Annotated in this window: 27 protein-coding genes, 1 pseudogene and 1 riboswitch; of the genes and pseudogenes, 14 read left to right on the top strand and 14 right to left on the bottom strand. The window is 59.9% G+C overall.

Annotated features, from left to right (window positions below):
* Positions 1-83: 83 nt before the first annotated feature.
* On the bottom strand, positions 84-1070 hold the full coding sequence (locus tag PSH69_RS04320; protein ID WP_305411163.1) for an NAD(P)/FAD-dependent oxidoreductase: 987 nt from the start codon (positions 1068-1070) through the stop codon (positions 84-86).
* 196 nt (positions 1071-1266) lie between these two features.
* Here PSH69_RS04320 and PSH69_RS04325 point away from each other — a divergent pair, with 196 nt between their 5' ends.
* Both PSH69_RS04325 and hemH read left to right on the top strand, forming a co-directional pair.
* Positions 1267-2169: a TIGR01777 family oxidoreductase gene (locus PSH69_RS04325; RefSeq protein ID WP_305411164.1), complete on the top strand. Its 903-nt coding sequence runs from the start codon at positions 1267-1269 to the stop codon at positions 2167-2169.
* A gap of 13 nt (positions 2170-2182) precedes the next feature.
* Complete coding sequence (hemH, locus tag PSH69_RS04330) at positions 2183-3205, top strand: ferrochelatase (protein ID WP_305411165.1); 1023 nt, start codon at positions 2183-2185, stop codon at positions 3203-3205.
* A 72-nt stretch (positions 3206-3277) separates the two neighbouring features.
* Here hemH and PSH69_RS04335 read toward each other — a convergent pair whose 3' ends face one another.
* Positions 3278-4552, bottom strand: a complete 1275-nt coding sequence (locus PSH69_RS04335; RefSeq protein WP_305411166.1) for a uracil-xanthine permease family protein — start codon at positions 4550-4552, stop codon at positions 3278-3280.
* A gap of 2 nt (positions 4553-4554) precedes the next feature.
* The gene (gene upp, locus PSH69_RS04340) at positions 4555-5193 is read right to left on the bottom strand and encodes a uracil phosphoribosyltransferase (RefSeq protein ID WP_007939777.1); all 639 of its coding nucleotides are present in this window, start codon (positions 5191-5193) and stop codon (positions 4555-4557) included.
* Between the two features lie 176 nt (positions 5194-5369).
* Between upp and PSH69_RS04345 the strand changes: the two genes are divergently transcribed.
* Positions 5370-5927 carry a hypoxanthine-guanine phosphoribosyltransferase gene (locus PSH69_RS04345; RefSeq protein ID WP_007939779.1) on the top strand — a complete coding sequence of 186 codons (558 nt, stop codon included), beginning with the start codon at positions 5370-5372 and terminating at the stop codon, positions 5925-5927.
* A 101-nt stretch (positions 5928-6028) separates the two neighbouring features.
* Here PSH69_RS04345 and dauA read toward each other — a convergent pair whose 3' ends face one another.
* Positions 6029-7750, bottom strand: a complete 1722-nt coding sequence (gene dauA, locus PSH69_RS04350) for a C4-dicarboxylic acid transporter DauA (RefSeq protein ID WP_305411167.1) — start codon at positions 7748-7750, stop codon at positions 6029-6031.
* Between the two features lie 151 nt (positions 7751-7901).
* On the opposite strand from dauA, the gene PSH69_RS04355 reads away from it, so the two are divergent.
* Positions 7902-8387 (top strand): hypothetical protein, encoded by a 486-nt coding sequence (locus tag PSH69_RS04355; RefSeq protein ID WP_305411168.1) that lies wholly within the window; start codon positions 7902-7904, stop codon positions 8385-8387.
* A 63-nt stretch (positions 8388-8450) separates the two neighbouring features.
* The gene (locus tag PSH69_RS04360; protein WP_105347971.1) at positions 8451-8738 is read left to right on the top strand and encodes a PA4642 family protein; all 288 of its coding nucleotides are present in this window, start codon (positions 8451-8453) and stop codon (positions 8736-8738) included.
* A gap of 117 nt (positions 8739-8855) precedes the next feature.
* On the opposite strand, the gene mqo is transcribed toward PSH69_RS04360, so the two are convergent.
* Together mqo and PSH69_RS04370 are read right to left on the bottom strand one after the other, a co-directional pair.
* Positions 8856-10364, bottom strand: coding sequence for a malate dehydrogenase (quinone) (gene mqo / locus PSH69_RS04365; RefSeq protein ID WP_305411169.1), 1509 nt, complete (start codon positions 10362-10364; stop codon positions 8856-8858).
* Positions 10365-11104: 740 nt separating this feature from the next.
* The gene (locus PSH69_RS04370) at positions 11105-11338 is read right to left on the bottom strand and encodes a hypothetical protein (RefSeq protein ID WP_028939858.1); all 234 of its coding nucleotides are present in this window, start codon (positions 11336-11338) and stop codon (positions 11105-11107) included.
* A gap of 185 nt (positions 11339-11523) precedes the next feature.
* Here PSH69_RS04370 and PSH69_RS04375 point away from each other — a divergent pair, with 185 nt between their 5' ends.
* Positions 11524-12108 (top strand): YajG family lipoprotein, encoded by a 585-nt coding sequence (locus PSH69_RS04375; protein ID WP_305411170.1) that lies wholly within the window; start codon positions 11524-11526, stop codon positions 12106-12108.
* A gap of 79 nt (positions 12109-12187) precedes the next feature.
* Here the strand turns inward: PSH69_RS04375 and PSH69_RS04380 are convergent, their stop codons facing one another.
* Positions 12188-12394 carry a hypothetical protein gene (locus PSH69_RS04380; RefSeq protein WP_018929592.1) on the bottom strand — a complete coding sequence of 69 codons (207 nt, stop codon included), beginning with the start codon at positions 12392-12394 and terminating at the stop codon, positions 12188-12190.
* 194 nt (positions 12395-12588) lie between these two features.
* Between PSH69_RS04380 and PSH69_RS04385 the strand changes: the two genes are divergently transcribed.
* Positions 12589-12867 carry a hypothetical protein gene (locus PSH69_RS04385; RefSeq protein ID WP_007939791.1) on the top strand — a complete coding sequence of 93 codons (279 nt, stop codon included), beginning with the start codon at positions 12589-12591 and terminating at the stop codon, positions 12865-12867.
* Between the two features lie 179 nt (positions 12868-13046).
* Here the strand turns inward: PSH69_RS04385 and PSH69_RS04390 are convergent, their stop codons facing one another.
* Positions 13047-14213: a 1-acyl-sn-glycerol-3-phosphate acyltransferase gene (locus PSH69_RS04390; protein ID WP_305411171.1), complete on the bottom strand. Its 1167-nt coding sequence runs from the start codon at positions 14211-14213 to the stop codon at positions 13047-13049.
* Between the two features lie 139 nt (positions 14214-14352).
* Between PSH69_RS04390 and PSH69_RS04395 the strand changes: the two genes are divergently transcribed.
* Genes PSH69_RS04395 through PSH69_RS04405 form a run of 3 tightly spaced genes read left to right on the top strand, consistent with a single transcriptional unit; the run spans position 14353 to position 15467 of the window.
* Entirely contained in the window at positions 14353-14535 is a 183-nt protein-coding gene (locus PSH69_RS04395; protein ID WP_018929594.1) for a CPXCG motif-containing cysteine-rich protein, read from the top strand.
* Between the two features lie 12 nt (positions 14536-14547).
* Positions 14548-14808 (top strand): putative signal transducing protein, encoded by a 261-nt coding sequence (locus tag PSH69_RS04400; protein ID WP_007939795.1) that lies wholly within the window; start codon positions 14548-14550, stop codon positions 14806-14808.
* A 35-nt stretch (positions 14809-14843) separates the two neighbouring features.
* On the top strand, positions 14844-15467 hold the full coding sequence (locus PSH69_RS04405) for an SOS response-associated peptidase (RefSeq protein ID WP_305411172.1): 624 nt from the start codon (positions 14844-14846) through the stop codon (positions 15465-15467).
* A gap of 48 nt (positions 15468-15515) precedes the next feature.
* Here the strand turns inward: PSH69_RS04405 and PSH69_RS30205 are convergent, their stop codons facing one another.
* The gene (locus tag PSH69_RS30205) at positions 15516-16358 is read right to left on the bottom strand and encodes a methyl-accepting chemotaxis protein (RefSeq protein WP_370695251.1); all 843 of its coding nucleotides are present in this window, start codon (positions 16356-16358) and stop codon (positions 15516-15518) included.
* Between the two features lie 60 nt (positions 16359-16418).
* Positions 16419-17657 (bottom strand): annotated as a pseudogene (locus PSH69_RS30210) (methyl-accepting chemotaxis protein); the annotation flags it as partial.
* Positions 17658-17931: 274 nt separating this feature from the next.
* Here PSH69_RS30210 and PSH69_RS04415 point away from each other — a divergent pair.
* Positions 17932-18750 carry a M48 family metallopeptidase gene (locus tag PSH69_RS04415; RefSeq protein WP_305411174.1) on the top strand — a complete coding sequence of 273 codons (819 nt, stop codon included), beginning with the start codon at positions 17932-17934 and terminating at the stop codon, positions 18748-18750.
* Between the two features lie 129 nt (positions 18751-18879).
* Here PSH69_RS04415 and PSH69_RS04420 read toward each other — a convergent pair whose 3' ends face one another.
* From PSH69_RS04420 to PSH69_RS04430, 3 genes are all read right to left on the bottom strand, one after another.
* Complete coding sequence (locus PSH69_RS04420; protein WP_026286682.1) at positions 18880-19464, bottom strand: TMEM165/GDT1 family protein; 585 nt, start codon at positions 19462-19464, stop codon at positions 18880-18882.
* 92 nt (positions 19465-19556) lie between these two features.
* Positions 19557-19679: riboswitch (yybP-ykoY riboswitch) on the bottom strand.
* Positions 19680-19731: 52 nt separating this feature from the next.
* Positions 19732-20730 (bottom strand): class I SAM-dependent methyltransferase, encoded by a 999-nt coding sequence (locus tag PSH69_RS04425; RefSeq protein ID WP_305411175.1) that lies wholly within the window; start codon positions 20728-20730, stop codon positions 19732-19734.
* A gap of 33 nt (positions 20731-20763) precedes the next feature.
* On the bottom strand, positions 20764-21729 hold the full coding sequence (locus PSH69_RS04430; protein ID WP_204125520.1) for a 2-hydroxyacid dehydrogenase: 966 nt from the start codon (positions 21727-21729) through the stop codon (positions 20764-20766).
* 91 nt (positions 21730-21820) lie between these two features.
* Here PSH69_RS04430 and PSH69_RS04435 point away from each other — a divergent pair, with 91 nt between their 5' ends.
* On the top strand, positions 21821-22450 hold the full coding sequence (locus PSH69_RS04435; RefSeq protein ID WP_305411176.1) for a LysE family translocator: 630 nt from the start codon (positions 21821-21823) through the stop codon (positions 22448-22450).
* A 13-nt stretch (positions 22451-22463) separates the two neighbouring features.
* Here the strand turns inward: PSH69_RS04435 and PSH69_RS04440 are convergent, their stop codons facing one another.
* Entirely contained in the window at positions 22464-23234 is a 771-nt protein-coding gene (locus PSH69_RS04440) for a helix-turn-helix domain-containing protein (protein ID WP_111454523.1), read from the bottom strand.
* 84 nt (positions 23235-23318) lie between these two features.
* Here PSH69_RS04440 and PSH69_RS04445 point away from each other — a divergent pair, with 84 nt between their 5' ends.
* Both PSH69_RS04445 and PSH69_RS04450 read left to right on the top strand, forming a co-directional pair.
* A complete protein-coding gene (locus PSH69_RS04445) occupies positions 23319-24503 on the top strand; it encodes an MFS transporter (protein ID WP_305411177.1) in 1185 nt (394 codons plus the stop codon).
* Positions 24504-24650: 147 nt separating this feature from the next.
* Complete coding sequence (locus PSH69_RS04450; RefSeq protein WP_305411178.1) at positions 24651-26333, top strand: fatty acid--CoA ligase; 1683 nt, start codon at positions 24651-24653, stop codon at positions 26331-26333.
* The last annotated feature ends 2 nt before the right edge of the window (positions 26334-26335 follow it).

Genomic DNA, 26335 nt, shown 5'->3' on the forward strand with positions numbered 1-26335 from the left:
GTGTACAAGTCAATTTTTTTGTATAGGTTTTTCCAGGGCTGCTGTCCATGTCGACAGCAGCAATGTGCTCAAGTCGAGGCGGTTCACTGCAGGTGTTCGTGCAGACGGCGGGCCGCTTCCTGGCCACTGAGCCAGGCGCCTTCGACACGGCCGGACAGGCACCAGTCGCCGCATACGTACAAGCCCAGATCAGCATCAGCCAGGGCACCCCACTCATGGCTGCTGGCCGGACGGGCGTAAAGCCAGCGGTGAGCGAGGCTGAAAGTCGGTGCAGGCATGGCGTCGTGCAGCAGTTCGGCAAAGGCACCATGCAATTGCTCGATCACCGCTTCCTTGGGCAGATCGATATGCTGCCGGCTCCAGGCGCTGGTGGCGTGCAGCACCCACGTGTCGAGGGTGTTGTCGCGTCCCGGTTTGCTACGGTTGCGCGCCAGCCAATCGAGGGGGCTGTCCTGCACGAAGCAGCCTTCGATCGGGGTATCCAGTGGTGTGTCGAAAGCCAGGGCGACCGCCCAGGTCGGCTCCATTTTTACCCCGGCGGCGGCCCCGGCGAGTTTCGGCGCGGCGGGCAGCAGCGCGGTTGCCTGAGGGGCTGGCGTGGCAATCACCACATGACTGAACGGCCCGTGGGTGAAGCCTTCGGCGTCTTGCAGATGCCAGTGCTCTTCACCGCGATAGACCTCGGTGATCCGGCAGCCGAACTGCACTTCCAGGTCACCGAGCAGCGCACGGGTAATGGCACTCATGCGCGGCGTGCCGACCCAGCGTATCTGTTCGTCCGGCGAGGGTCTGAGCTGGCCGCCGTGGTAGGTATAGAGCTGCGGTGTCCACACGGCGACCCAACCGTTGGCTTGCCAGCGCTGGACTTCGGTGACGAAGCGACGGTCGCGGGCAGTGAAATATTGCGTGCCCATGTCCAGAGCACCCGCATCGCTGCGCTTGCTTGACATGCGTCCGCCACTGCCGCGGCTTTTATCGAACAGATGAACGACATGCCCGGCCTCCGTAAGGGCCTGGGCGGCTGAGAGTCCGGCGATGCCGGTGCCGATGATTGCGATAGGTACAGTCATAGGGGCCTCGTTTGCCTTTCTGTACAGACTACGCCGTGGTTCAAACCTGTACAATATTGTTTTTTGGTATAACTTTTAGCGTTCTCGTTCTGAGAGCTTGGCCTATTGTTAAACACAGAACCTGCCCGATACCAAAGATCCCTGCATATAAAAATAGACTAGTGATCTGGGTAAAACGCCACGCGAGGAAGATGTCATGCACATATTGCTGACCGGCGGTACTGGTTTGATAGGACGTCAGCTCTGCCGACACTGGTTGAGTCAGGGACATCACCTCACGGTCTGGAGTCGCACGCCCGCAAAAGTCGCCAAAATCTGCGGCCCTCAGGTACGGGGAATCGCACGGCTTGAGGATTTTGGGCCAGAACCGGTGGATGCAGTCATCAACCTTGCGGGGGCGCCGATCGCCGATCGGCTCTGGACCCACAAACGCAAAGCGCTGTTGTGGAGCAGCCGGATCACCCTGACCGAAACCCTGTTGGCCTGGCTCGAAAGTCGTGAGCAGAAACCGCAGGTGCTGATCTCCGGCTCAGCGATTGGTTGGTACGGCGATGGCGGCGAGCGGGAGTTGACCGAGCAATCGCCACCGGTCATCGATGATTTCGCCAGCCAGTTGTGCATCGCCTGGGAAGAAACCGCGCAACGTGCCGAGGCCTTGGGCATTCGCGTGGTTCTCATCCGTACCGGGTTGGTGTTGTCCGCCGAGGGCGGCTTTTTGTCGCGGCTGTTGTTGCCCTTCAAACTGGGGCTGGGCGGGCCGATCGGCAGCGGTCGGCAGTGGATGTCGTGGATTCATATCGAAGATCAAATCGCCCTGATTGATTTTCTTCTGCATCGCAATGGGGCCAGCGGTCCCTATAATGCCTGCGCGCCCAAGCCGGTGCGCAATCGCGAATTCGCTAAAACGTTGGGTGAGGTGTTGCATCGTCCGGCGTTCATGCCGATGCCGACCCTCGTCTTGAAGGTCGCTCTGGGCGAATTGTCATTGTTGCTGCTGGGTGGCCAGAAGGCCATGCCGGCTCGCTTGCTGGAAGCGGGTTTCACTTTCCGGTTCACTGATTTGCGCGCGGCATTGGACGATCTGTCCGGCCGCCTCTGAAATAGGACGTTGCATGACCGATCACGCGTTGCTTCTGGTCAACCTGGGTTCACCTGCCTCCACCTCGGTGGCGGATGTGCGCAGTTACCTCAATCAATTTCTGATGGACCCGTACGTGATTGACCTGCCTTGGCCGGTGCGGCGTTTGCTGGTGTCGTTGATTCTGATCAAGCGCCCGGAACAATCGGCTCACGCTTACGCGTCGATCTGGTGGGAGGAGGGCTCGCCGCTGGTGGTGCTCAGCCGTCGCCTGCAACAGGCCATGACCCGGCAGTGGACTCACGGGCCTGTTGAGCTGGCGATGCGGTACGGCGAGCCGTCCATTGAGTCCGCGCTGGTGCGGCTGGCTGCCCAGGGGCATAAGAAAGTGACCCTGGCACCGCTCTATCCGCAATTCGCCGACAGCACTGTGACCACGGTGATCGAAGAAGCCAAGCGCGTGGTGCGCGATAAAAAGCTCGACGTGCAGTTCTCGGTTCTTCAGCCGTTTTACGATCAGCCGGAATACCTCGATGCGTTGGTGGCCAGTGTCAGGCCTTATCTGCAACAGGATTTCGATCATCTGCTGCTGAGCTTCCACGGTTTGCCGGAGCGTCACCTGAAAAAGCTTAATCCGGGGCACAGCTTCGAGGGGGGCGGCGATTGCTGCGCCGGTGCGCCACCGGAAGTGGTCGCGACCTGTTACCGCGGTCAGTGCCTGCGCACGGCCGCAGAGTTTGCCAAACGTGTGGGCATACCGGACGGCAAGTGGTCGGTATCGTTTCAGTCGCGTCTGGGTCGGGCCAAGTGGATAGAACCTTACACTGAAGCTCGCCTCGACGAGTTGGCCAAAAGCGGCGTGAAGAAAGTTCTGGTGATGTGCCCGGCGTTCGTTGCCGATTGCATCGAGACGCTGGAGGAGATCGGTGATCGCGGGAAGGAGCAATTCCGCGAGGCAGGAGGGGAGGAATTGGTGCTGGTGCCTTGCCTCAACGATGAGCCGCAATGGGCCAAGGCATTGACTGCCTTGTGTGAACGGGCGCCGTTGGCGCTTTAAAAGCTTCGCGGGCAAGCCCGCTCCCACAGGTTTTACGCTGACCTGGGAGCGGGCTTGCCCGCGATGGCGTTCTTAGATCAACGGCTCATCCGCTTTCTTGTGCTTCCAGCTGTCATTGCCCGGCAGCAACAGGTTCAGCGCAATCGCCACCACCGCGCACAGCGCGATGCCTTTGAGGCCGAAATCGTTCTGGCCGGTACCGGTGCCGACCAGCATGCCGCCAATCCCGAACACCAGCGTCACCGAGACGATCACCAGGTTGCGTGCTTCGCCCAGGTCGATCTTGTGGCGGATCATGGTGTTCATCCCCACCGCGGCAATCGAACCGAACAACAGGCAGAGAATCCCGCCCATCACCGGCACCGGAATGCTTTGCAGCAGCGCGCCGAACTTGCCTATGAACGCCAGGCTGATCGCGAAGATCGCCGCCCAGGTCATGATTTTCGGGTTGTAGTTTTTGGTCAGCATCACCGCGCCAGTCACTTCGGCGTAAGTGGTGTTGGGCGGGCCACCGAACAGGCCGGCTGCGGTGGTGGCAATGCCATCGCCGAGCAGGGTGCGGTGCAGGCCGGGCTTTTTCAGGTAGTCGCGACCAGTCACGCTACCCACGGCAATCACGCCACCGATGTGCTCGATGGCCGGGGCCAGGGCCACCGGAACGATGAACAGAATCGCCTGCCAGTTGAATTCCGGCGCGGTGAAGTGTGGAATCGCGAACCATGGTGCCACGGCAATCTTCGCGGTATCGACCACGCCGAAATAAAACGCCATGGCAAAACCCACCAGCACACCGGAGATAATCGGCACCAGGCGGAAAATACCTCTGCCGAACACTGCGACGATCAGGGTGGTCAGCAGCGCGGGCATCGAAATCATCATCGCCGTCTGGTAATGAATCAGCTCAGTGCCGTCGCCCGCCTTGCCCATCGCCATGTTGGCGGCAATCGGCGCCATGGCCAGGCCGATGGAGATGATTACCGGGCCAATCACCACCGGAGGCAGCAACCGGTCGATAAACCCGGTGCCTTTGATCTTCACCGCAAGGCCGAGGAAGGTGTAGACGAAACCGGCCGCCATCACGCCGCCCATGGTCGCCGCCAGGCCGAACTGGCCCTTGGCGAGAATGATCGGGGTGATGAAGGCGAAGCTCGACGCCAGGAATACCGGCACCTGACGCCCGGTGACGATCTGGAACAGGATCGTCCCTAAACCTGCGGTGAACAGCGCCACGTTCGGGTCGAGGCCGGTAATCAGCGGCATCAACACCAGGGCGCCGAAGGCCACGAACAGCATCTGCGCGCCGGACAGTACCGTGCGCCAGAGCGGATCGTTGAACTCTTGCTGCATGGTCACGCGTCCTTTTGCTTGGTGCCGAAGATCTTGTCACCGGCATCGCCCAAGCCTGGGATGATGTAACCGTGTTCATTCAGTTTCTGGTCAATGGAAGCGGTGTAGATGGTCACGTCCGGGTGAGCCTTCTCCACAGCGGCGATGCCTTCGGGAGCGGCCACCAACACCATCGCGCGGATGTCTTTGCAGCCAGCCTTTTTCAGCAAATCGATGGTGGCGACCATCGAACCGCCGGTGGCGAGCATCGGGTCGATGATCATCGCCAGGCGCTCGTCGATTTCCGGCACCAGTTTTTCCAGGTAGGTGTGGGCTTCGAGGGTTTCCTCGTTACGGGCCACGCCTACCGCGCTGACCTTGGCGCCCGGGATCAGGCTCAGCACGCCTTCGAGCATGCCGATACCGGCACGCAGGATCGGCACCACGGTAATTTTCTTGCCGGCGATTTTCTCCACCGACACCGTGCCGCACCAGCCTTCGATGTCGTAGCTTTCCAGTGGCAGGTCTTTGGTGGCTTCATAGGTCAGCAGGGCGCCGACTTCCTGAGCGAGCTCACGAAAATTCTTCGTGCTGATGTCGGCGCGGCGCATAAGGCCAAGTTTATGACGGATCAGCGGATGGCGGATCTCACGGATGGGCATGGGGAAAGGCTCCGGCGGCGGGCAAAAAAACCGGCCTAGATTAATCTATCCGGGGGTGTTGTCCTATAGACATACAGTACGTTAGTCCACAAACGCTTGATCTGGCCGTGCGGGATGCGTACCTTTGCCCGCTTTTCCGAATCCGTCCCTCCCCCTCAAACCCCTTGGAGAGCGCCATGTCCGCTGATCTCGAGCATATCCGTCAAATCATGCGAGAGGCTGACTGCCTGTACACCGAAGCTGAAGTCGAGGCGGCCATCGCCCGCGTCGGTGCACACATCAACGAACAACTGGCTGAAAGCAATCCGGTGGTGTTCTGTGTGATGAACGGTGGCCTGATTTTCGCCGGCAAGCTGCTCACCCATCTGCAATTCCCGCTGGAAGCGTCGTACCTGCACGCCACCCGCTATCGCAACGAAACCAGCGGCGGCGAGCTGTTCTGGAAAGCCAAGCCGGAAGTTTCGTTCATCGACCGTGACGTACTGATCATCGACGACATCCTCGATGAAGGTCATACCCTGGGCGCGATCATCGATTTCTGCAAACACGCCGGCGCCCGCAAAGTGCACACCGCCGTGCTGATCGACAAGGACCACGACCGCAAGGCTCGCCCGGACCTGAAAGCCGATTTCGTCGGTCTGCCGTGCATTGACCGTTACATCTTCGGTTATGGCATGGACTACAAAGGCTACTGGCGTAACGCGAACGGGATTTTTGCCGTTAAAGGCCTGTAAGCAGATTGACTGTCTGGGGGCGGTTTCAGCCGCCAGACACGTTGATGCTTGAAGGCAGATCTCCCATCCGAATGCGTGCGCAGTTCGCTTGAACCGCGCGTTCAGTCCTGCCCGACGAGCCAGCGTTCGCTTTTGCGTCGAGCCTGTTCCAGGTTGTTCACGTAAGCCAACTGACGCTGTTCCCGATGGATGCCCGCGCGCCTGAGTTTCAGGCGCACGCGCGCAGCCGTCCCGACCAGAATCAGGCCGATGCCGTCGGTGCGGTAATCCCTGAGGATATTGTCGAAGGCTGCCAACGCCGTCATGTCCAGCATGGACACGGCACTCATCTCGACAATCACCACTTTGACCTCCGGGCTGAATTTGCGCAGCACGCCCAGGGCCTTTTCCGCCGCACCGAAAAACAACGGCCCGCGTATCGCATAGCAACGAACATGCTCCGGCAAATCCTGTAAGGCTTGATGGAACTCTCGAGGCAGTTCGGCGGTGTCCGTGAGGTCGCTCATGCGCTTGACGAACAACCCGGCGGCCAGCAACAGCCCAACGGCAACGGCCAGCACCATGTCGAACAGCACTGTCAGGCTCAGGCAGGTCAGCAAGACCAGCACATCGCTGCGTGGTGCAATGCGCAAGGTGTGCACGACATGCCGGGCCTCGCTCATGTTCCACGCCACCATCACAAGCAATGCCGCCAGCGCGGCCATCGGCAAGTAGCTGAACAGCGGGGCGAGGACGAGTATCGCCAGCAGCACCACCGCGCTGTGGATAATTGCCGCCAATGGCGAAAACGCCCCGCTGCGTACGTTGGTGGCGCTGCGGGCAATCGCCGCGGTGGCGGTAATGCCGCCGAACAACGGTGCGACCAGGTTACCAATGCCCTGACCCAGGAGTTCGGCGTTGGGGTCATGTTTGCTGCCTGTCATGCCATCGGCCACCACCGCACACAACAACGATTCGATGGCACCGAGCATGGCAATGGCGAACGCTGGTGCCATTAATTGGCGGATCAGGTCGTAAGACAGATGCAGCGGCTGACCATTGGGCCCTGGCAGATTCCACGGCCAGTCGAAGCTCGGCAGAAACGGCGGAATGCCGGGGTGACTGACGCCGTCGACGATATAGCTGAAGCGTTCGCCCAGCGTCGCAATCGGTAACCCGCCGCTTTCCAGCGCCAGCCCCAGCAACGCGCCGACGGCCAGTGCCACCAGATGCCCCGGAACCCTTGGCACAAACCGCGGCCAGACGATCAGAACCGCCAGGCACATAACTCCGATGATCCCGTCCCCCAGACGGGCGCTGGGCAACGCCTGGAGCAGCGCACCTAATTGCTCGATGTAATGTTCGGCATGCCCGGTGGTACTCAGGCCCAGCAAATCCTTTAGTTGGAGTGTGGCGATGACTATGCCGATCCCGGCGGTAAAGCCCAGGGTCACCGGATAAGGAATGTACTGAATCAGCCGTCCGGCCCGAATCAGCCCCAAGGCAATCAGGATGGCCCCAGCAAGCATGGTGCAAAGCAGCAGGCCACCCAGGCCATATTGTTGGGTGATCGGCAGCAGTATCACCACGAACGCGGCTGTCGGCCCGCTGACATTGAAGCGCGAGCCTCCCGTCAGGGCGATCAGCGGGGCCGCGATCAGCACCGTATATAAACCTTGCTGGGGCGCTACTCCCACCGCAATCGCCAGGGCCATGGCCAGGGGAATGGCGATAATCCCTACCGTCACCCCGGCGCTGATGTCGCCGCGCAAGCGTCTGAGGCTATAACCTGCACGCAGAGTTTGACGCCAGGCGGCGAATAACGGGGGGATGGAGAATGGCATAGGGACTCCACAGTAGACGGCACGCCGTCGAAATAGGGCTGAAGGCTCTTTCAGTATGCCCAGCCTTGTCTTCGAGAGTATTGATCTGGATCGGTTATTCGCCCGATTGATCATCATGCTAGAGTGCTCGGCCTCGTCCCTGGAGCCTGTCATGAGTCTTTTGATCCGCAGCTGCGCCGCCCTGATGTTGGTCTTCAGCCTACCCCTGGCCGCTGCCCCGGCACCGATGCATGTGCAGTTTTTGCCCCCGGACGACTTGACTCTGCGTGAAGCGGAACCCGAGCAGCAACAACTGTTGCAGGTCACCGAGTATTCGGTGGTCCTCGGCAGCCAGCGTCAGTCCAACCAACAACCGATCCCGGTCACCTCACCGTTGCTGGTCCGCCTCAAGGGCAAACCCTTGAACAAGGGCGCGACTATCAGCCAGGTGTTGGTCAACTTCGATGGCGAAAGCAAAAGCCTGAAAAAGCCGATCTACGACAACAAAAGTAAAACGCTAACGCTCTATTACCCGTTGGCCCAGTACCGGGTGGTGATCGACTTGTTGCGCAACGAAACGGTGTATTGCCAGTTTCTGAGTTACGACAATGGCCATATCTGGGCCGATCTGCACACCGGCAGCGTTCGTCCGCGTTGAGCCTGGCCTCAAGGCAGGGGTAAACTGCCCGCCCTGTGAAATGTCTGCGAGCTGGAGTCGGCAATGCGTAAAGATAAGAAGCAAGTGATTGGTGACGAGATCGGCGATGCGCAGATCAAACTGTTCCTCGATTTCGAGCCGGTCGACGCCACTTCACCGTCGCTGCACAAACTGATCAAGGCGTACCGCGGCCTGCGCATCGATGACTTCGAGCGTTTTCTGACGTTCTTTGTCGAAGCCGGTTACGATCTGGACGGCAAGGATGAGCACGGCAATGACTTCGTGGCCCTGATTCAGGATCAACGTAACGCGGCCGAGTACATCGAGTTGATCGAAAAGGCTCGCGGTTAACGTCAGGCACTGGAATTTGTGGCGAGGGAGCAAGCTCCCTCGCCACAAGATTGTTTCACCGCATATAAAAAAACGCCCCGCCCTCAATGAGGACGGGGCGTTTTTTATGCGGCTGAATCAAGCGTAGCTTTGGGTTTCGCTGCTTGCTTCAACCAGTTCCAGTGCGACGTTGTTCTGCGCATTGATCTTGCGATACAGCGCAGCGTCGGTTTCCAGGACTTTCTCCCGGGCCGGGAAGATTTCCGCCAGTTTGGCAGCCCACTCGCCCTTGGCCTTGTTCGGGAAGCACTTCTCGATCAATTCCAGCATGATCGACACGGTCACCGAGGCGCCTGGCGAGGCGCCGAGCAGAGCGGCAAGGGAACCGTCCTTGGCCGCGACCAGTTCGGTACCGAACTGCAGAACGCCGCCTTTCTTCGGGTCTTTCTTGATGATCTGCACCCGTTGGCCGGCCACTTCCAGGCGCCAGTCTTCGGCTTTCGCTTCAGGGTAGAAGCGACGCAGGGATTCCAGGCGCTGCTCCATCGACTGCATCACTTCGCTGACCAGATACTTGGTCAGGTCCATGTTGTTTTTGGCCACGGCCAGCATTGGGCCGATGTTGCCGGCGCGGACCGACATCGGCAGGTCCATGAACGAACCGTGCTTGAGGAACTTGGTGGTGAAACCGGCATAAGGTCCGAACAGCAGGGACTTCTTGCCATCGACCACACGGGTGTCCAGGTGCGGCACGGACATCGGTGGCGAGCCGACCGCGGCCTGGCTGTAGACCTTGGCCTGGTGGTGCTTGACCACTTCCGGGTTGTCGCAACGCAGCCACTGGCCGCTGATCGGGAAGCCGCCGAAGCCTTTGCTTTCTTCGATGCCCGACGCTTGCAGCAGCGGCAGTGCCGCGCCGCCGGCGCCGAGGAAGACGAATTTGGCGTCGACTTCGCGGGTATTGCTGCTGTTGACGTCCTTGATGCTGACGGTCCAGCCGCCGTTGTTACGCTTCAGGCCAGTGACGCGCTTGCAGTACTTGACCTGGGCATCGGGCGCGCTGGTCAGGTGCTTGAGCAGTTGGTTGGTCAGGGCGCCGAAGTTGACGTCGGTGCCGTTCATCACGCGGGTGGCGGCGAGGACTTCGTCGGCCGGACGGCCCGGCATCATCAGCGGCATCCACTCGGCCATCTTGGCTTTGTCTTCGGTGTATTCCATGTCCGAGAAGGCATGGTGCTTGCTCAGGGTCTTGAAGCGTTCCTTGAGGAAGGACACGCCATTCTCACCCTGCACGAAGCTCAGGTGCGGCACCGGGCTGATGAACGATTTGCACGAACCGAAGGTGCCTTTCTTGGTCAGGTAGGACCAGAACTGCTTCGACACCTCGAACTGGGTGTTGATGTGCACGGCTTTCTTGATGTCGACGGTGCCGTCAGCGGCCTGCGGCGTGTAGTTCAGCTCACACAGCCCGGCGTGACCGGTACCGGCGTTGTTCCACGGATTGGAACTCTCCGCGGCACCGGAATCCATCAGCTCGACGACTTCCAGCTTGATCGCGGGGTCGAGCTCTTTAAGCAGCACAGCGAGGGTGGCACTCATGATGCCGGCCCCAACCAGTACTACGTCGACTGCTTCGTTATGCGCCATTTAACGCGTCTCCAAAATCTGCAGCACCAAATTGTCGGCATAGCTGCCAGGCGTTCCGGGGCGTGTCAGTGATGCCCCAGGTACCCATGGCCAGGATCGCCATGTCCGAATCTTCGCAATTTTTCGCAACTTCGACGGATGCATGCAGCCTGGCTTCAAGAGTCACATGAACTCATTTCGGCACGCGGCTGGCAATTCGACTTATGGTCGAGACATCCGTTTGTGCAACCAAATCCGTAGCGGACAGGCTTCAGGCTCCGGTGTTCGAGGAGTACTCGGTCCTGTGTCGTTGGGCTGTTGTAGACGCTAATGGTGCATGTTCAGACGCAAAACTATTCATTTGCTCGCCACACTCTTGTGAAGTTGTGAAAACCCGTTTTTTTCACGCTCTTTTGAAGACGTGAACCTCAAAAAAGGGCTGTCCCAGCCTGGCACCGCGCCCGGATGGATTGCCACCATGGGATGCATGGACGGCAAAAACGGGCAAACAGCTCAGTGACCGAGCGTAATGACAGCTCTGCAGATTCGCGAAAAGTGGGGTTTTTGCTTGAGAAACAGCAAGCGCGCCAGCTTCACTCGATCTGTGTGGGCGGCTCTCTGTGGGCGGTTCGGGGTGTCAATACCGAGGCATTAACGATGCTGCGAGGCCCGATCAGGAGACGTCCTTATAATCGGGGGGAGATTGTAACGAAGAAACGCAGGGAAATGGTCGTGTTTAATGACTTTTATTAGATGTCCGGTCAGGTGGTCAGCAGTTGCTGCGCGCGTGCACGTGGCGGGTGCTGGCTGACACGGGCGCTGGCGGGCAGGGGATGGTGCAGCCAGTTGAGGCGGATTTCTTCGATTTCGACCCAGCCATCACCCATGGGTTGGAGGCTGCACTGCTTGAAAGCCTGGCAGTGGCCATTGTGGTCGAGCAGGGCGAAACTGCGGTGCAGCGGGCGTGGCGCGAACAGGGAGATGAGAAAACGCATGGCAACGTACCTTTTGAGGTGACTGCCATAAAGGTTGCCAGCGGGCGGTGACAAAGGTGTGACAGGAACCGCGCTGCGCCGGGTTTGTCAGAGATTTCAGTAATCGTTGCGCGAAGCTAGTTCGCCGCAGTGGCGCACCGCTATACTGCGGGCATTGTTAGTTGCCTGATTCTGGAGAGAAGAGCATGTTGCAACGCCTGTTGTTCGGTTTGATCACTGTGACCAGTTTGACCCTCGTCGGCTGCGCCCACAGCCCGCAACAACTGAACCCGGAACCCAAGCTGACGGCTCAGCTGGCGCCGGTCGGCCATGGTCAGCCGGTGGTGGTGCGTGTGGTGGACGGTCGTCCATCGCCAACCCTGGGGACTCGTGGCGGTCTGTACCCGGAGACCAGTGCGATCACGGTGCAGGGCGCGCAGATTCTGCCGAAGCTGCAGGCTCAGGCTGAGGCGGCCGTGCGGTTGCTGGGCTTCACGCCGACGGCCAATGCGCTGAATGCGCCGCAATTGACGGTAACCCTGGCCGAGCTGAAGTATCAGTCGCCCAAAGAAGGTTTGTATGTGACTGAAGCTACAATTGGCGCGACGTTCCGTTCCGATGTGCAGAATGCCAACCGTCGTTACAGCGGTCGCTACGGCGCGTCGCTGGATCAGCGTTTTGGCATGGCGCCGAATCAGGAAACCAATACCAAGCTGGTCAGTGATGTGCTGAGTGATGCGTTGACCCGCTTGTTCAAGGACCCGACGATTGGTCAGGTGCTTGGCGAGTAACGGTTTGTAGCTTGTTTAAAGAACCCGGCGCCAGTGATGGCGCCGGGTTTTTTTGTGCCTGCCGTTCCAGCAAGGGAAATCAAGCCGCTTGCGAATAGAAGTCCAGAACACTCACCCCGGTCAGCAAATCCGTCTCCGGCAAATCCGCATGTTGATGCCCGCCCAACGCGCAATACACCAGCCAATGCCGGTCCTGTACATTGAAGGCGAGGCTGCCGACTAAGGTTTGTTGTTCGTCGCTTTGGGCAATGAGGTAAAGACGATCCTGGTTTTCGGCGTGGAGCATGACGCGGTCCGTGTCGGTTTCGAAGGGCGACAGACTGGCGGATTCAGATGACGGCGCCGTGACACAGGACAATAATCGGCTAAATGGTTTCGTTATTTGTCGGAAAGGGGGGGCAGGCCGGAGCGCTTTCGGTAGAATCCGCGCCGTGGTCGTCGGTCCCGGCGTCTGTTACACCGGTTTGCCTGAGGTTTGTGATGTCGCTGCAATTGATTTCGCTCTTTACCGCTCATCCCGCCAAACTGATCAACCTGCTGGCCTTGCTGTTCGCCTGCCCGGGCGGCTGGTTGCTGCACGCCACCCGTCGTCGTGAACAGCGCGCGATGGCCAGTATCGAAGCCCAGCGCCAGAGCAGGCCCAGCGAAGAGCCAACCCTCGATTGGGCGACCTTGCGCATGAACCGGTTTTTCTACCGCTTCGGTTTTGCCTGCCTTGGGATGGCGTTGCTGGTGTCGTGGGTCAGTACTCGCGTCTAATCGCGACGCGGTAACTTGTGGCGAGGGGGCTTGCCCCCGTTGGGCTGCACAGCAGCCCTGAAATGGCAATCGCTGGTCTTTCTGACATGCCCGCTGCCATCGGTTCTACGACTGCTGCGCAGCCGAACGGGGGCAAGCCCCCTCGCCACAGGGCGCCGTTGTCATTTCCAGCCATTGCCCTACAGCGGCAACCCGGCCTTGACCCGATACTGATTGCGTACCGGCGTCGCATATTGCAGCACCAGGAACGGACGATGCTCCTCAGGGCAAGCCTCCAGCCGGCGCTGCCACTCTTCCTGAGCCTTGGCCAGCTCATCAGCCGCAAACAGCTCGGCCGCTTTTGGCACCTGCAATTGCGGGTCAGCATCTTTCCACTGTGCATACGCCAGGTAGTGCACCGGGAATAACCGGTAACCGCCCAGAATCTGCTTGTCCATTTCGATCGCCAATTGCTTGGTGTCTTCGAACAGTTCGGTGATCGGCGCGGCGAAGTTCACGTGGACCCGGCCTTTGTAACCGGTGATGCCCTTGGCGATGCTCACGTCATCCTCGCCCGGCGCCTTGGTGTAGGTGCCGGTGGTGGCGCGGATGTACAGCTCGCGGGCCTTGGCCTGGTCGCAGGGGTCGTACTCGTAGCTGATCGACACCGGGGTGAGGTTCAGCGAACGGATGACTTCGCCGAACGGCTCGTCCTTGCGGCTCATGTGGAACATCTTGAGGATCGCCGACTCGGTGCGGTCGTCGCCGTCCTTGGCCCGGCCTTCAGCCTGAGCAATCCAGATCGAAGCGCAATCGTTGCGGATCGAGTGATTGATGTAAGCCGACAACAATTGATACGCCGCCATTTTCTCGCGACGACCGGTGATTGAACGGTGCACGATGAAGCTCTTGTTCAGGCGCATCAGGTCGCTGACAAAAGGCTTCTGCAGCAGGTTGTCGCCAATGGCGATGCGTGGGGTCGGCAGGCCGGCGTGGTACACGGCGTAGTTGACGAAGGCCGGGTCCATCACGATGTCGCGGTGGTTGGCGATGAACAGGTAGGCGCTGCCGGACTTGAATTGCTCCACGCCGGTGTAGGTCACCCCGTCCGTGGCGCGCTCGATGGTGTGGTCGACGTAAAACTCGACTTTGTCCTGCAACGTGGCCACCGACGTGACGTCGGCGAACTCACGGCGCAGCCGATGCGCTATAAGAGGTTTGAGCATCCAGCCGAAGGCACCGGCAAAGCGCGGGAAGCGGAAGTGGGTGAGGATATCTAGAAACGCCTTGTCGCCGAGCAGCCGTGCCAGCACCGCTGGGACTTCGCTGTCGTCGTAAGGTCGGATGGCATCGAATTCGCCCATCATGCTCTCTTGTTAGAAACGGCTAGGGTAAGTAAAGGTATTGATCGAAAACCAACGGGGCACGGTCTGAAAAGGTAGCCAGACAAAAATAGCCCTGCAAATAGACCGGCGATTATACGCACAAGTCACCTGGGAGACCGCGATGCTGGAAACTGCGCAGTATGAATGTCCGTATTGCGGTGAAGAAGTCGAGGCTGTTCTGGATTTGTCTGGCGGTGATCAGACCTATATCGAGGATTGTCCGGTGTGTTGTCGTCCCATTACCTTTGTCTTGCAGGTTCACGGCGAGGAATGGCACCTCGACGTCTACAGCGAAAACGAATGAAGGGGGTCACCCATGCAGCGTATCTATGAGCCGGAAAATCTGATGGAAGGCGAATTGCTGCTAAGCATGCTGGCCAGTGAAGGTATCGAGGCGCATCTGGTGGGCCGGGATTTGATCGGCGGTACCGGGGAATTGCCGATATTCGGCCTGCTGGGTGTATCGGTCGATAACGACCAGGCGCAATACGCGCGGGAGCTGATCGCCGCGTACAATGCCGCGCTGCCGCTGTCCGGCGATGAACCGGACAGCTTTCCCGGCACGCTGGTCTGTTAGGCTGACGTTCGTTTGGTCAAGAGTCGTATTGCCCCATGTGTGGACGTTATGCCCTGTTTCGCTGGAACCCCGCCTTCGCGGCCCTGCCCGGATTCCCCGCCGATCAGCAGGCCCAGTGGAATATCTCCCCCAATGATTCGGTACTGATGCTGCGTGCCGGTGCAGACGGGCAGCGTGAGTTGGCCCGCGCCCGTTGGGGCCTGACGCCGCCGTGGCTGACCGACCTGTCCCGTACGCCGGCCCATGCCCGTGCCGAAACCGTTGCCGAACAGCCGATGTTTCGCGAAGCCTTGCGCCTGCGCCGTTGTCTGCTGCCGGCCAATGGTTTTTACGAGTGGCGCGGCACTACGCGCAAACGTCCATATTGGCTGACGCCGGGGGAGGGCTCGACGCTGTACTTCGCGGCGATCTGGGAAGCGTATCCAGTGCAGGAGCAGGTATGGCTGAGTACGGCGGTGATCACCCAACCTGCTTCGAGTCAGCGTCGGCCGTTGATTCTCGATGCGGGGGGGCAGGAAGCCTGGCTCAATCCTGAAACCCCGCTACATGCCTTGCAGGCGCTGCTGGCCAGCGAACCCGCGGCATTGCGCGAGCGGGTGCTGGCGAACCTGGTGAATGATCCGAAGCTTAATGGGCCGGAATGTTTAACCCCGGGTTGAGCGCGTAATGATCGTTCCCACGCAAAGCGTGGGAACGATCATTGAACCCTACACCTTGAACTGATTGATCAACCGCCGCTGCTGTTCCGCCAACTTAGTCAAATCCGCACTCGCCGCGCTCGATTCATCCGCGCCCCCGGCCACTTCATTGGCTACTTGCCCGATGTTGATCACGTTGCGGTTGATGTCGTCGGCCACCGCGCTCTGTTCCTCGGCGGCGCTGGCGATCTGGGTGTTCATGTCGTTGATCACCGACACCGCTTGCGTAATGGTTTCCAGCGCTTCGGCCGCTTTCGCCGCGTGTTGCACGCTTTCATCGGTGCGGTTCTGACTGTCTTCCATGACCCGCACCACATCCCGGGTGCCTTGTTGCAATTGCTGGATCATGGTCTGGATTTCTTCCGTGGCCTTCTGGGTTTTCTGCGCCAGGTTGCGTACTTCATCGGCCACCACCGCAAAACCCCGGCCCTGCTCACCGGCCCGCGCCGCTTCGATGGCCGCATTCAAGGCCAGCAGGTTGGTCTGCTCGGCGATACCGCGAATGGCCGTCAGGATCGCATTGATGTTTTCGCTGTCCTTGGCCAGGGTCTGCACCACGCCGACGGCTTTGCCGATTTCGATGGCCAACACACCAATCGAATTCGACGTATCCCGGACGATTTGCATGCCTTGCGCCGCCGCCTGATCGGCATGACTGGCAGCTTGCGCGGCCTGGGTGGCGTTGCGCGCCACGTCCTGGGCGGTGGCGGTCATTTCGTGTACGGCGGTGGCGACCTGATCGATCTCGGCCATTTGTTTGTGCACACCGATGTTGGTGCGAATGGCGATGTCGGCGGTGTGTTCCGATGAGTCGCTGACGCTCTGCACCGATGTCACCACTTGAGTAATCATCGCCTGCAACTTAGCCAGGAAAGTGTTGAAACCCTTGGCGATCGAGCCCAGTTCGTCGCTGCGGTCGCTGGTTAGACGGCGGGTCAGGTCGCCTTCGCCCTGGGCGATGTCATCGAGCATGGTCACCATCTGCTTCAGCGGCCGGGCAATGCCGTGGCCCACCAGCCAGATCACCAACAAACCAATGCCGGCGATCAGCAAGCCGACCATGGCCATGCCAAAGGTGTCGGACTTGCGCTGTACGTCCAGGTCACCCTGAAGTTTTTGCAGGTCGGCCATCACCGCGTTCAGCGGCAGTTGCAGCATCAAGGTCCAGCGGGCGTCGGTCTGGCCGATGCCGAAGGGCAGGTACAACTCGATCCGGCCCTGGGCCTTGTCGACGGTGTAAGTGACTTCGCCGCGCTTGAGATTGGCCATGTTGGCAATCTGCTTGCTGTCGAGGATGTCGCTGACCTTTTCGCCGAATTTGCTCGGGTCTTTGGTGTAAGCGACGATCCGGCCATTCCCGCCGATCAAGGCCATTTCTCCGGCGCCGCTGTACAGTTTCTGATTCGCCCCCAGGAGCATTTCCTGGATGAAGTTCACCGACAGGTCGGCGCCGACGATGCCCTGGAACGCGCCGTTGAGCATGATCGGTTCAATGAAGGAGGCGAGCATGACGATCTTGTCGCCCACCTTGTAGGGCGCCGGATCAATCACGCAGGATTTTTTGGTTTCCTTGGAGCACAGGTAGTACTCGCTTGCGCGCACACCGGTGGACAAGGTTTTCTGGTCGTCGACGTCCACCAGTTTGTCCAGGCCCAGGCTGCCGTCTTCGTTACGGAACCACCACGGCAGGAAACGCCCGTTGCTGGCGTCGATGCCGACCACTTTGGTGTCGACGTAGGCCGCATCATTGTGGTCGAGGGCGTTTTTTTCCCACCCAATGTAGGTGCCGAGAATTTTCGGGTTCCGGGCGACGTTTTCCTTGATCAGGCTGATCAGTTGCTCACGGCTCAGGCTCAGTTGCGGCTGGCCGTCGGCGCCCGGTGTGCCGATCAGCGCATTGACCCGTACCAGACCGCCGGCAATCAGCAGCGGCGCTTCGAGTTCGCGCTGGATCTGGCTGACCTGGGTTTGCGCCAGCGATGTCAGGCGCTGTTCGATGACTTGCTCGAACTGCGCCTGAGTCCGTTGCTGGACCATGTCTTGGGTCCGGGCGCCGGAAAACAGCGCGTACAGCACCAGGGCTGCGACAACGCTGAGCACAATGGCCCCGGCCAGGGCGGCAACGGAAAACTGGATCGACTTGAATTTCATGGGTGCTCCGCACGCAAGAGGACGTCTGCAGAGCTGTATCGGCACTGGGGCGGTGGGGCATGAGCCAGGTGTAACGAATTGGCTGTTTTAGAGTGCTGGATGTCGTAAATGAATCATTGCTGGCCGTGATCAGCCGCGGCGGACGTTGTTGTGTGAATTTTTTCCTACGGTGATAGGGGCTTTGTCTGAAATGTACGTGCTACACGTCCGTTGTATCTGGCGCCGATACAAATCCCCACCTAGGATACGCGGCATGTTTCCAGGGAGCTTCTTGATGAGTAAGACATTGGTTTTGTGTGCACTGAGTGCAAGTCTGCTGCTTTCCGGTTGTCAGTCGGTCAACACCACCAGCGGTGGCGCCGTGGGCGTTGAGCGCACGCAATACATGTTCAGTATGTTGTCGACCTCCGAGGTCAACCAGATGTACGCCCAGTCTTATCAACAAACCATCGGGGAGGCGAGCACCAAAGGCGTGCTGGATAAATCCAGTAACAATGCGAAGCGCGTCCAGGCCATCTCCAATCGCCTGATTGCCCAGGCACCCGTGTTTCGTCCGGATTCGGCCCAGTGGCAATGGGAAGTGAACCTGATCAAGAGCGACGAGCTGAATGCCTCCTGCGGGCCTGGCGGCAAGATCATTTTCTACAGCGGGCTGATCGACACCCTGCAACTCACTGACGACGAAATCGCCGCCATCATTGGCCATGAAATCGCTCACGCCTTGCGCGAGCACAGTCGTGAAGCAATGTCCAGGGCTTACGGTCTCGAAATGGCCAAGCAGGGCGCCGGTGCGCTGCTCGGTCTGGGGCAGGACAGCCTGGCCCTGGCAGACACCGTGGCCAAATACGGCATGACGTTGCCCAACAGTCGCGAAAACGAAAACGAAGCCGACTTGATCGGCCTCGAACTGGCCGCCCGCGCCGGTTACAACCCGAACGCCGCGATCACCCTGTGGAACAAAATGAGCAAAGCCTCGGAAGGCGCACCGCCGGAGTTCTTGAGCACCCACCCGGCGTCGGCCAGTCGGATTGCGTCGTTGCAGGCGGCGATTCCGAAAGTCATGCCGTTGTACGAGAAAGCCAGGAAATCTTGAGTAAGTGATCGTTCCCACGCTCTGCGTGGGAATGCCGCCATGGGCGCTCCGCGTCCGCTTTAACGTCGTGACGCGGAGCGTCACCGGATGCATTCCCACGCAGAGCGTGGGAATGATCGGGTTGTCGTCTCAAACCCAGCCACTGCTCTGCATCGCCTTGTACACCGCGACAATCGCCAGGATGAAGAACGCCGACGCCGCCAGGCGACGGATCAAAGTCAGAGGCAGTTTTTCCGCCGCAAAGTTGCCCGCCAGTACCACCGGCACGTTGGCAATCAACATCCCGGCGGTAGTGCCGAGGATCACCAGCCACAGATCCGGGTATTGCGCGGCGAGCATCACGGTCGCGACCTGGGTCTTGTCGCCCATCTCCGCGAGGAAGAACGCAATCAGCGTGGTCAGAAACGGTCCGAACTTGCGGGCGGTGCTGGCTTCGTCTTCGTCCATTTTATCCGGCACCAGGGTCCACAGCGCGGTGGCGGCGAAGCTGGCGGCGAGGATCCAGTGCAGCGTCGCATTCGAGAAGAAACTGCCGAACCAGGCGCCTACCGCACCGGCCGCCGCGTGGTTGGCCAGGGTCGCGGCGACGATACCGGCAATGATCGGCCAGGGTTTGCGAAAGCGAGCGGCGAGAATGAGTGCGAGCAGTTGCGTCTTGTCGCCAATTTCGGCCAAGGCAACGATTGCGGTGGGAACGAGTAGAGAGTCCAGCATCATCAGGGTTTTCCTAAGGGGCGGGTCGACACGGCTATGACACGTACAGCCTTCCCGCCCCGGGTAAGGTGTTCGTGTCATAGGTCTTGTCAAACCCTGCGATCCGTCTGATGCGAACGCGTGGGTCGCATACGCCATGGTCTGAGGACCAAGTATGTTGACGTATGCCGGACGAGCATGGCGCTCGTGGGAGACTACTCCCCTAGGACGGAGCGGATTCTGCCTAGGCAAATCCGATTGGGCAAGCCCTCTTTTGCAAAAGCGTTTTCAGCCACGCTTGGCCCGGTAGATTCTAAAACCCTGTCCTTCAGCCTTGATTGCACACACGCCCAAGTGCTCTTCGATCAGCGGCTGATACTTCAGGAAACTGTTCGCAACCAGCCGCAGTTCGCCGCCATTTTTCAGATGTTTAGCTGCTTTTCGCAGCAAGTTTTCTGTGGCGAAGTAGTCGGTGTGTACGCCGACATGGAACGGTGGATTGCTCAGAATCGCGCTCAAGCCCATGGGCGCTGCGTCGATGCCGTCACCGGTCAACACTTCCGCCTCCAGACCGTTGGCGGCCAGGGTCAGGCGACTGCTGGCGGCGGCAAACGCGTCGACATCGAGCAGGGTGACCTGGTTGTGCGGGTAACGCCGCTTGACCGCTGCCCCCAGCACGCCTGCGCCGCAACCGAAGTCCAGCAAGTGGCCGCCAGGCAGTTTGTCCAGATGCTCCAGTAGCAGGGCGCTGCCGCGATCCAGTCGGCCATGGCTGAACACGCCCGGCAGGCTGATGACTTTCAACGGCCCTTCGGCCAATGGCAGTTCATAGGTCTGGGCCAGGCTTTCCAGCGACTTGGCTTCTGGCGCATTGGCCACGGTGACCTGCCAGAGCTGGCAATGTCGCGCGCTGTCGAGCTTGCGTGGTTTGCCGAAGGGGTTCAACTGCTTGGCCGCGCCTTCGATGCCGCTGCGTTTTTCGCCGACCAGATACAACTCACGACCGGCCAGACGAGAGGCGAGGGCGTTGAGGATATAGTCGGTCAGGTCCTTGGACTTGGGCAGAAACACCACGGCGCTTTCGAATTCGCGCTCGGGCGCATTCACGCCAAAATGGCTGCGCCCGGCGAAACGGGCGTCCAGTGCTGCTTGATCGCCGGCGTGCCAGCACCAGCCGTGGGCATCGGGCAAGCGACCCAGCAAGTCGTCGGCGGGCAAACCGGCCAGCAATACCGAACCCTGGAACAACTCGGCCTGACGAAGCAGTACTTCACTGCGCGGATCCATACTCTGCTCCTTGAAAAAAAGTGCCGCAGTTTATCAACTGACGACCCGCAGCGCTTTACCGCTGAAATAAGCCTGAGCGTTTTCCGTCAACTGGCCAACGATTCGCTGCCGCGCCTCGCGGCTGCCCCAGGCGTTGTGCGGGGTGACGATCAGCCGTGGAATGTCCTGGGCCAGCAGCGGATTGCCCGCAGTCGGTGGTTCGACACTCAACACGTCGGTGGCCGCGCCGCCCAAGTGGCCGTTGCGCAGGGCGTCGGCCAATGCTTGTTCGTCGATCAAGCCACCGCGCGCGGTGTTGACCACGAAAGCACCGGGCTTCATCGAGGCCAGTTCACGGGCACCGATGAAGTGTCGGGTGTGTTCGTTGAGCGGGCAATGCAGGGTCAGGGCGTCGATTTGCGGCAGCAGTTCGTCCAGCGGCAAGCGATCCGGGCGGGCAGGGCGGCCCGGAATCTGCCCCAGCAAGACGCGCATGCCGAACGCTTCTGCCAGCCGCGCGACGGCACCGCCCAGTTCACCGTGGCCGAGCAAACCGAGGGTTTTACCTTCGAGTTCGACGATCGGGTAATCCAGCAGGCAGAACTGTTTCGCCTGTTGCCAGCGACCTTCGGCGACAGCTTTTTGATAGTCGCCCAGGCGCGTCGCCAGGTTCAGCAACAACATGATTGTGTGCTGAGCCACCGACGGCGTGCCGTAACCCTGGCAATTGCAAACAGTGATTCCGTGGGCGCGGGCGGCGGCCAGATCGACGTTATTAGTGCCGGTGGCGGTGATCAGGATCAACTTCAACTCGGGGCTGGCCGCCATGGCCGCCGCATCAATCAGGATTTTATTGGTGATGGCGACAGTGGCGCCTTTGAGGCGTTCGATCACCTGCGCAGGCGTGGTCTGGGCGAACAGCTGCAAGTCGCTGAAGCACTCGCGTAGTGGGCTGAGGTCGAGATCGCCGAGGTCCAGGGACGGATGGTCGAGGAAAACGGCGCGGCGAGAGTTCGTCATCAACTGTACCTTTTGTGCGTTGAACTGAAGGCGTAATCTGCCGAGCCTACCAGATGAAACAAGCAGTTACGCTTGGCCAAAAGGAGCCCCCATGTACTGGACAGAATTCTTGACCGTTGCGCTGATTCACCTGCTGGCTGTTGCAAGCCCAGGCCCGGATTTCGCCGTGGTGGTGCGAGAGAGCGTGACTCACGGTCGCCGTGCCGGGACCTGGACGGCGCTGGGCGTCGGTTCGGCGATTTTCCTGCACGTCGGTTATTCGCTGCTGGGGATCGGGCTGATCGTGTCTCAGTCGATCGTGCTGTTCAACGCCTTGAAATGGGCCGCTGCCGCGTACCTGCTGTACATCGGCTACAAGGCCCTGCGCGCACAACCGACCAAACCTGCGGCTGACGACCTGCACCAGGAAGCGGGTGAGCGCACCGCGCGGGGCGCCTTCACTGCGGGGTTCGTGACCAATGGCCTGAACCCGAAAGCCACGCTGTTTTTCCTGTCGCTGTTCACCGTGGTGATCAACCCGCACACGCCGCTGGCGGTACAGGCCGGTTACGGGATCTATCTGGCAGCGGCAACGGCGCTCTGGTTTTGCCTGGTGGCGATGTTGTTCAGTCAACAACGCGTGCGCGCCGGTTTCGCCCGCATGGGCCACTGGTTCGACCGGACCATGGGCGCGGTGCTGATCGCCATCGGCGTGAAACTCGCGTTCACCGAGATGCATTGATCGCGCTGAGTGTCTACGGGGGATTGAGTTCGCTCAATTTGTTCAGCGCGTTCAGGTATTCCCGAGGGTTTTCCCCGAGCAAACGGCGAAACATTGCGCTGAACGCTCGAGCACTGCCGTAGCCCAGGTCGCGCGCCACGCTCTGCACGCTTTCCCCGGCGAGCAGACGCGGCAGGGCTTCCATCAGGCGCAGTTGCTGGCGCCATGCATTGAAATTCATCTTCAGTTGCTGCTGGAATAGTCGCGCCAAGGTTCGAGAACTGGCGCCGACCTGCTGTGCCCAGTCTTCCAGGGTGTTGGAGTGATTCGGTGCGCGCAGCAGCGCCATGCAGATGCCCTGCAGGCGTCGGTCCTCGGGCATTGGAATGTGTAGCGGAAGGTTTTCCAGGCTGGCGATCTCTTCCAGCATCAGCTTCTGAATCAATGAGTTTTCCGCGTGTCGCGGACCTTGCACCGCGCGCAGGATCAGCTCGCGCAGCAGCGGCGTGACGGCCAGCACACAGCACTGTTGCAGCGTTGGCGGCGACAGTTCGGGGGCAATGAACAGCGAACGCATGCGCACCTCGCCCGACATGAAAATTTCATGCGCCACCAATGGCGGAATCCACACGGCTCGGGTTGGTGGAATGACCCAGGCACCTTGCGCAGTGACCACTCGCATGGTGCCGCAAACGGCGTACAGCAACTGAGCTTCGCGGTGTTGATGCAGTTCCTGATGAGCACCGTCCACGTAGTCTCGCGGATAGGCGCTGACCGGCCCGTGCAGGAAATGGCTGATTAACATGTCAGATCCAATGACTTTGTTGTCAGGATTACTCTTTTTCGCCAACTTAGCATAAGCCGCTCACTACAACGTAAGCGTGCCGCGATGAACCAGTCCAGAAATGTCCTCCGCTATATCAACGCAGCCCATGTGATCGATCACATGTTCATGCTGATTTTTCCCGCCGCCGTTCTCGGCATGACCCAGGCCTTCACACTGGACTACGCTGCGCTGATCGGCCTGTCTCTCGGTGGCTTTATTGCTTTTGGCGCCTGTTCGCTGCCGGCCGGTTGGCTGGGGGATCGCTGGAGCCGACGGAAAATGATGCTGGTGTTTTTTTTCGGCATTGGCGCTTCGGCGATCTTTACCGGCGTGAGCAGCAGCGCACCGATGCTGGTACTCGGCCTGACGCTGATCGGTATTTTCGCTGCGATCTATCACCCGGTGGGCACCGCGATGCTGGTGGCTTACGCGCAGAACCGGGGCCGCGAAATCGGTATCAACGGCATGTGGGGCAACCTTGGCGTGGCGTTTTCGGCGCTGATCACCGGGTTGCTGGTGGCGCAACTCGGCTGGCGTTCGGCGTTCGTTTTGCCTGGCGTGGTGGCGATTGGGCTGGGCATCGGTTTCGCGTTTCAGGTGCGCGAAGAACCGATCCCCAAGCGTGCGCATACACCGCTCAAAGATGCGGCCGGTCAGCGGATTTCCATGGTCATGGTGTTCGGCGTACTGGCCTTGGCCACCGCGACCGGCGGTGTGGTGTTCAACGCCACGACCATGACCTATCCGAAATTGTTTCAGGAACGCCTGCACGATTTGTTTACTTCACCGCAAATCCTTGGCGTCGTGGTCAGCCTGGCGTATGCCTTCGGCGCCGTGGCACAGTTGAGCATCGGCCGGGTCTTGCATCGTTTCAGTCTGAAATGGCCGTTCATAGTGTTGACGCTGTGCCAGGCGCCACTGTTGTTCGGGTTGGCCTATGTCGACGGCTGGGCCGTGATCGTGCTGGGTGCGGCGTTCATGTTCGTGGTGTTTGGCCAGGTCACGGTGAATGATGCGATGGTCGCCAACTTTGTCGCGCCGCAATGGCAATCCCGAGTCTTCGCGCTGCGTTACTGTTTATCGTTCGGTGCCAGTGCTACCGCGATTCCGCTGATTTCGTTCGTCGAACCGCGCCAAGGTTTTGTAGGCCTTTACCTGATATTGGCGAGTATTGCGGCGTTGACCTTCGTGGCTGCAATGGTTTTCCCCCGGACACCAGCCGAGGCTGCCGTAGGAAAAATGGCGTAACGGCTGACGAACTCTCGCAAATGCTGGCGCAAAGCTATCATTTGTACGGCTCTGCAAATCATACCTTTGGCTGATTTGGCTGGCGTTCAAGGCCTCTAGAGTGCTTAGCTTTAGCAGCCAAGACTGTGCAGTCAAAAAGGGACTCTTATGTTGCAGACTCGCGTTATTCCTCCAGCCGAGGGCGCTTACCAGTATCCGCTGTTGATTAAACGGCTGCTGATGTCCGGCGCCCGTTACGAAAAAACTCGCGAAATCATCTACCGCGATCAGTTGCGCTACAGCTATCCGACCCTGATCGAGCGGGTTGCGCGGCTGGCCAATGTGCTGACAGAGGCCGGCGTGAAGGCCGGGGATACCGTGGCGGTAATGGACTGGGACAGCCATCGCTACCTGGAATGCATGTTCGCCATCCCGATGATCGGCGCGGTGATCCACACCATTAACGTGCGGCTGTCGCCAGAACAGATTCTCTACACCATGAACCACGCCGAGGACCGCTTTGTGCTGGTCAACAGCGAGTTCGTCGGTTTGTACAAGGCGATTGCCGGGCACCTGACCACGGTGGAGAAAACCCTGCTGCTGACCGACTTGCCGGAAAAAACTGCCGAGTTGCCGAACCTTGTCGGTGAGTACGAGCAACTGCTGGCCGCGGCGAGCCCGCAGTACGACTTCCAGGACTTCGACGAAAACTCGGTGGCCACCACGTTCTACACCACCGGCACCACCGGTAACCCCAAAGGCGTGTATTTCACCCATCGGCAGCTGGTGCTGCATACCATGGGCGTGGCGACCATCATGGGCGCCATCGACAGCGTGCGGCTGTTGGGCACCAACGACGTGTACATGCCGATCACCCCGATGTTCCATGTGCATGCCTGGGGCTTGCCGTATGTGGCGACCATGCTCGGGCTCAAGCAGGTTTATCCGGGCCGTTACGACCCCGAATATCTGGTGGAGCTGTGGCGCAAGGAGAAGGTGAGCTTTTCCCACTGCGTGCCGACCATTCTGCAAATGGTCCTCAATGCCAAGGCGGCGCAAAACGTCGATTTCGGTGGCTGGAAAATCGTCATCGGCGGCAGTGCGCTCAACCATGCGCTGTACGACGCCGCCAAGGCCAAGGGCATCCAATTGACCGCCGCTTATGGCATGTCGGAGACCGGGCCATTGGTATCCTGCGCCCACCTCAACGATGAGCTGATGGCCGGCACCGAAGACGAACGCACCACCTACCGGATCAAGGCTGGTGTGCCGGGGCCGTTGGTTGAGGCGGCAATCGTCGACACCGAAGGCAACTTCCTGCCTGCCGATGGTGAAACCCAGGGCGAACTGGTGCTGCGTGCGCCGTGGCTCACCGAGGGTTACTTCAACGAGCCGCAAAAAGGCGCCGAGCTCTGGGCCGGGGGCTGGCTGCACACCGGCGACGTGGCAACCCTGGACAGCATGGGCGTGATCGACATCCGTGACCGGATCAAGGATGTGATCAAGACCGGTGGCGAGTGGATCTCTTCCCTGGACCTGGAAGACCTGATCAGTCGCCACCCTGCGGTACGCGAGGTAGCAGTAGTGGGCATCGCCGATCCGCAGTGGGGCGAGCGTCCATTTGCGCTGCTGGTGGTTCGCGAAGGGCATCAGATCGGGGCCAGGGAACTCAAGGAGCACCTCAAGCCGTACGTTGAACAGGGGCACCTGAGCAAGTGGGCTATCCCGAGTCAGATCGCCATTGTTACTGAAATTCCCAAGACCAGCGTCGGCAAGCTCGACAAGAAGCGTATCCGCGTCGACATCACCGAATGGCAGGCCAACAACAGCACCTTCCTCTCGACGCTTTAAGC

Origin of the sequence: Pseudomonas sp. FP1740 (assembly GCF_030687165.1) — a bacterium.
In the GTDB taxonomy this organism is placed as follows: domain Bacteria; phylum Pseudomonadota; class Gammaproteobacteria; order Pseudomonadales; family Pseudomonadaceae; genus Aquipseudomonas.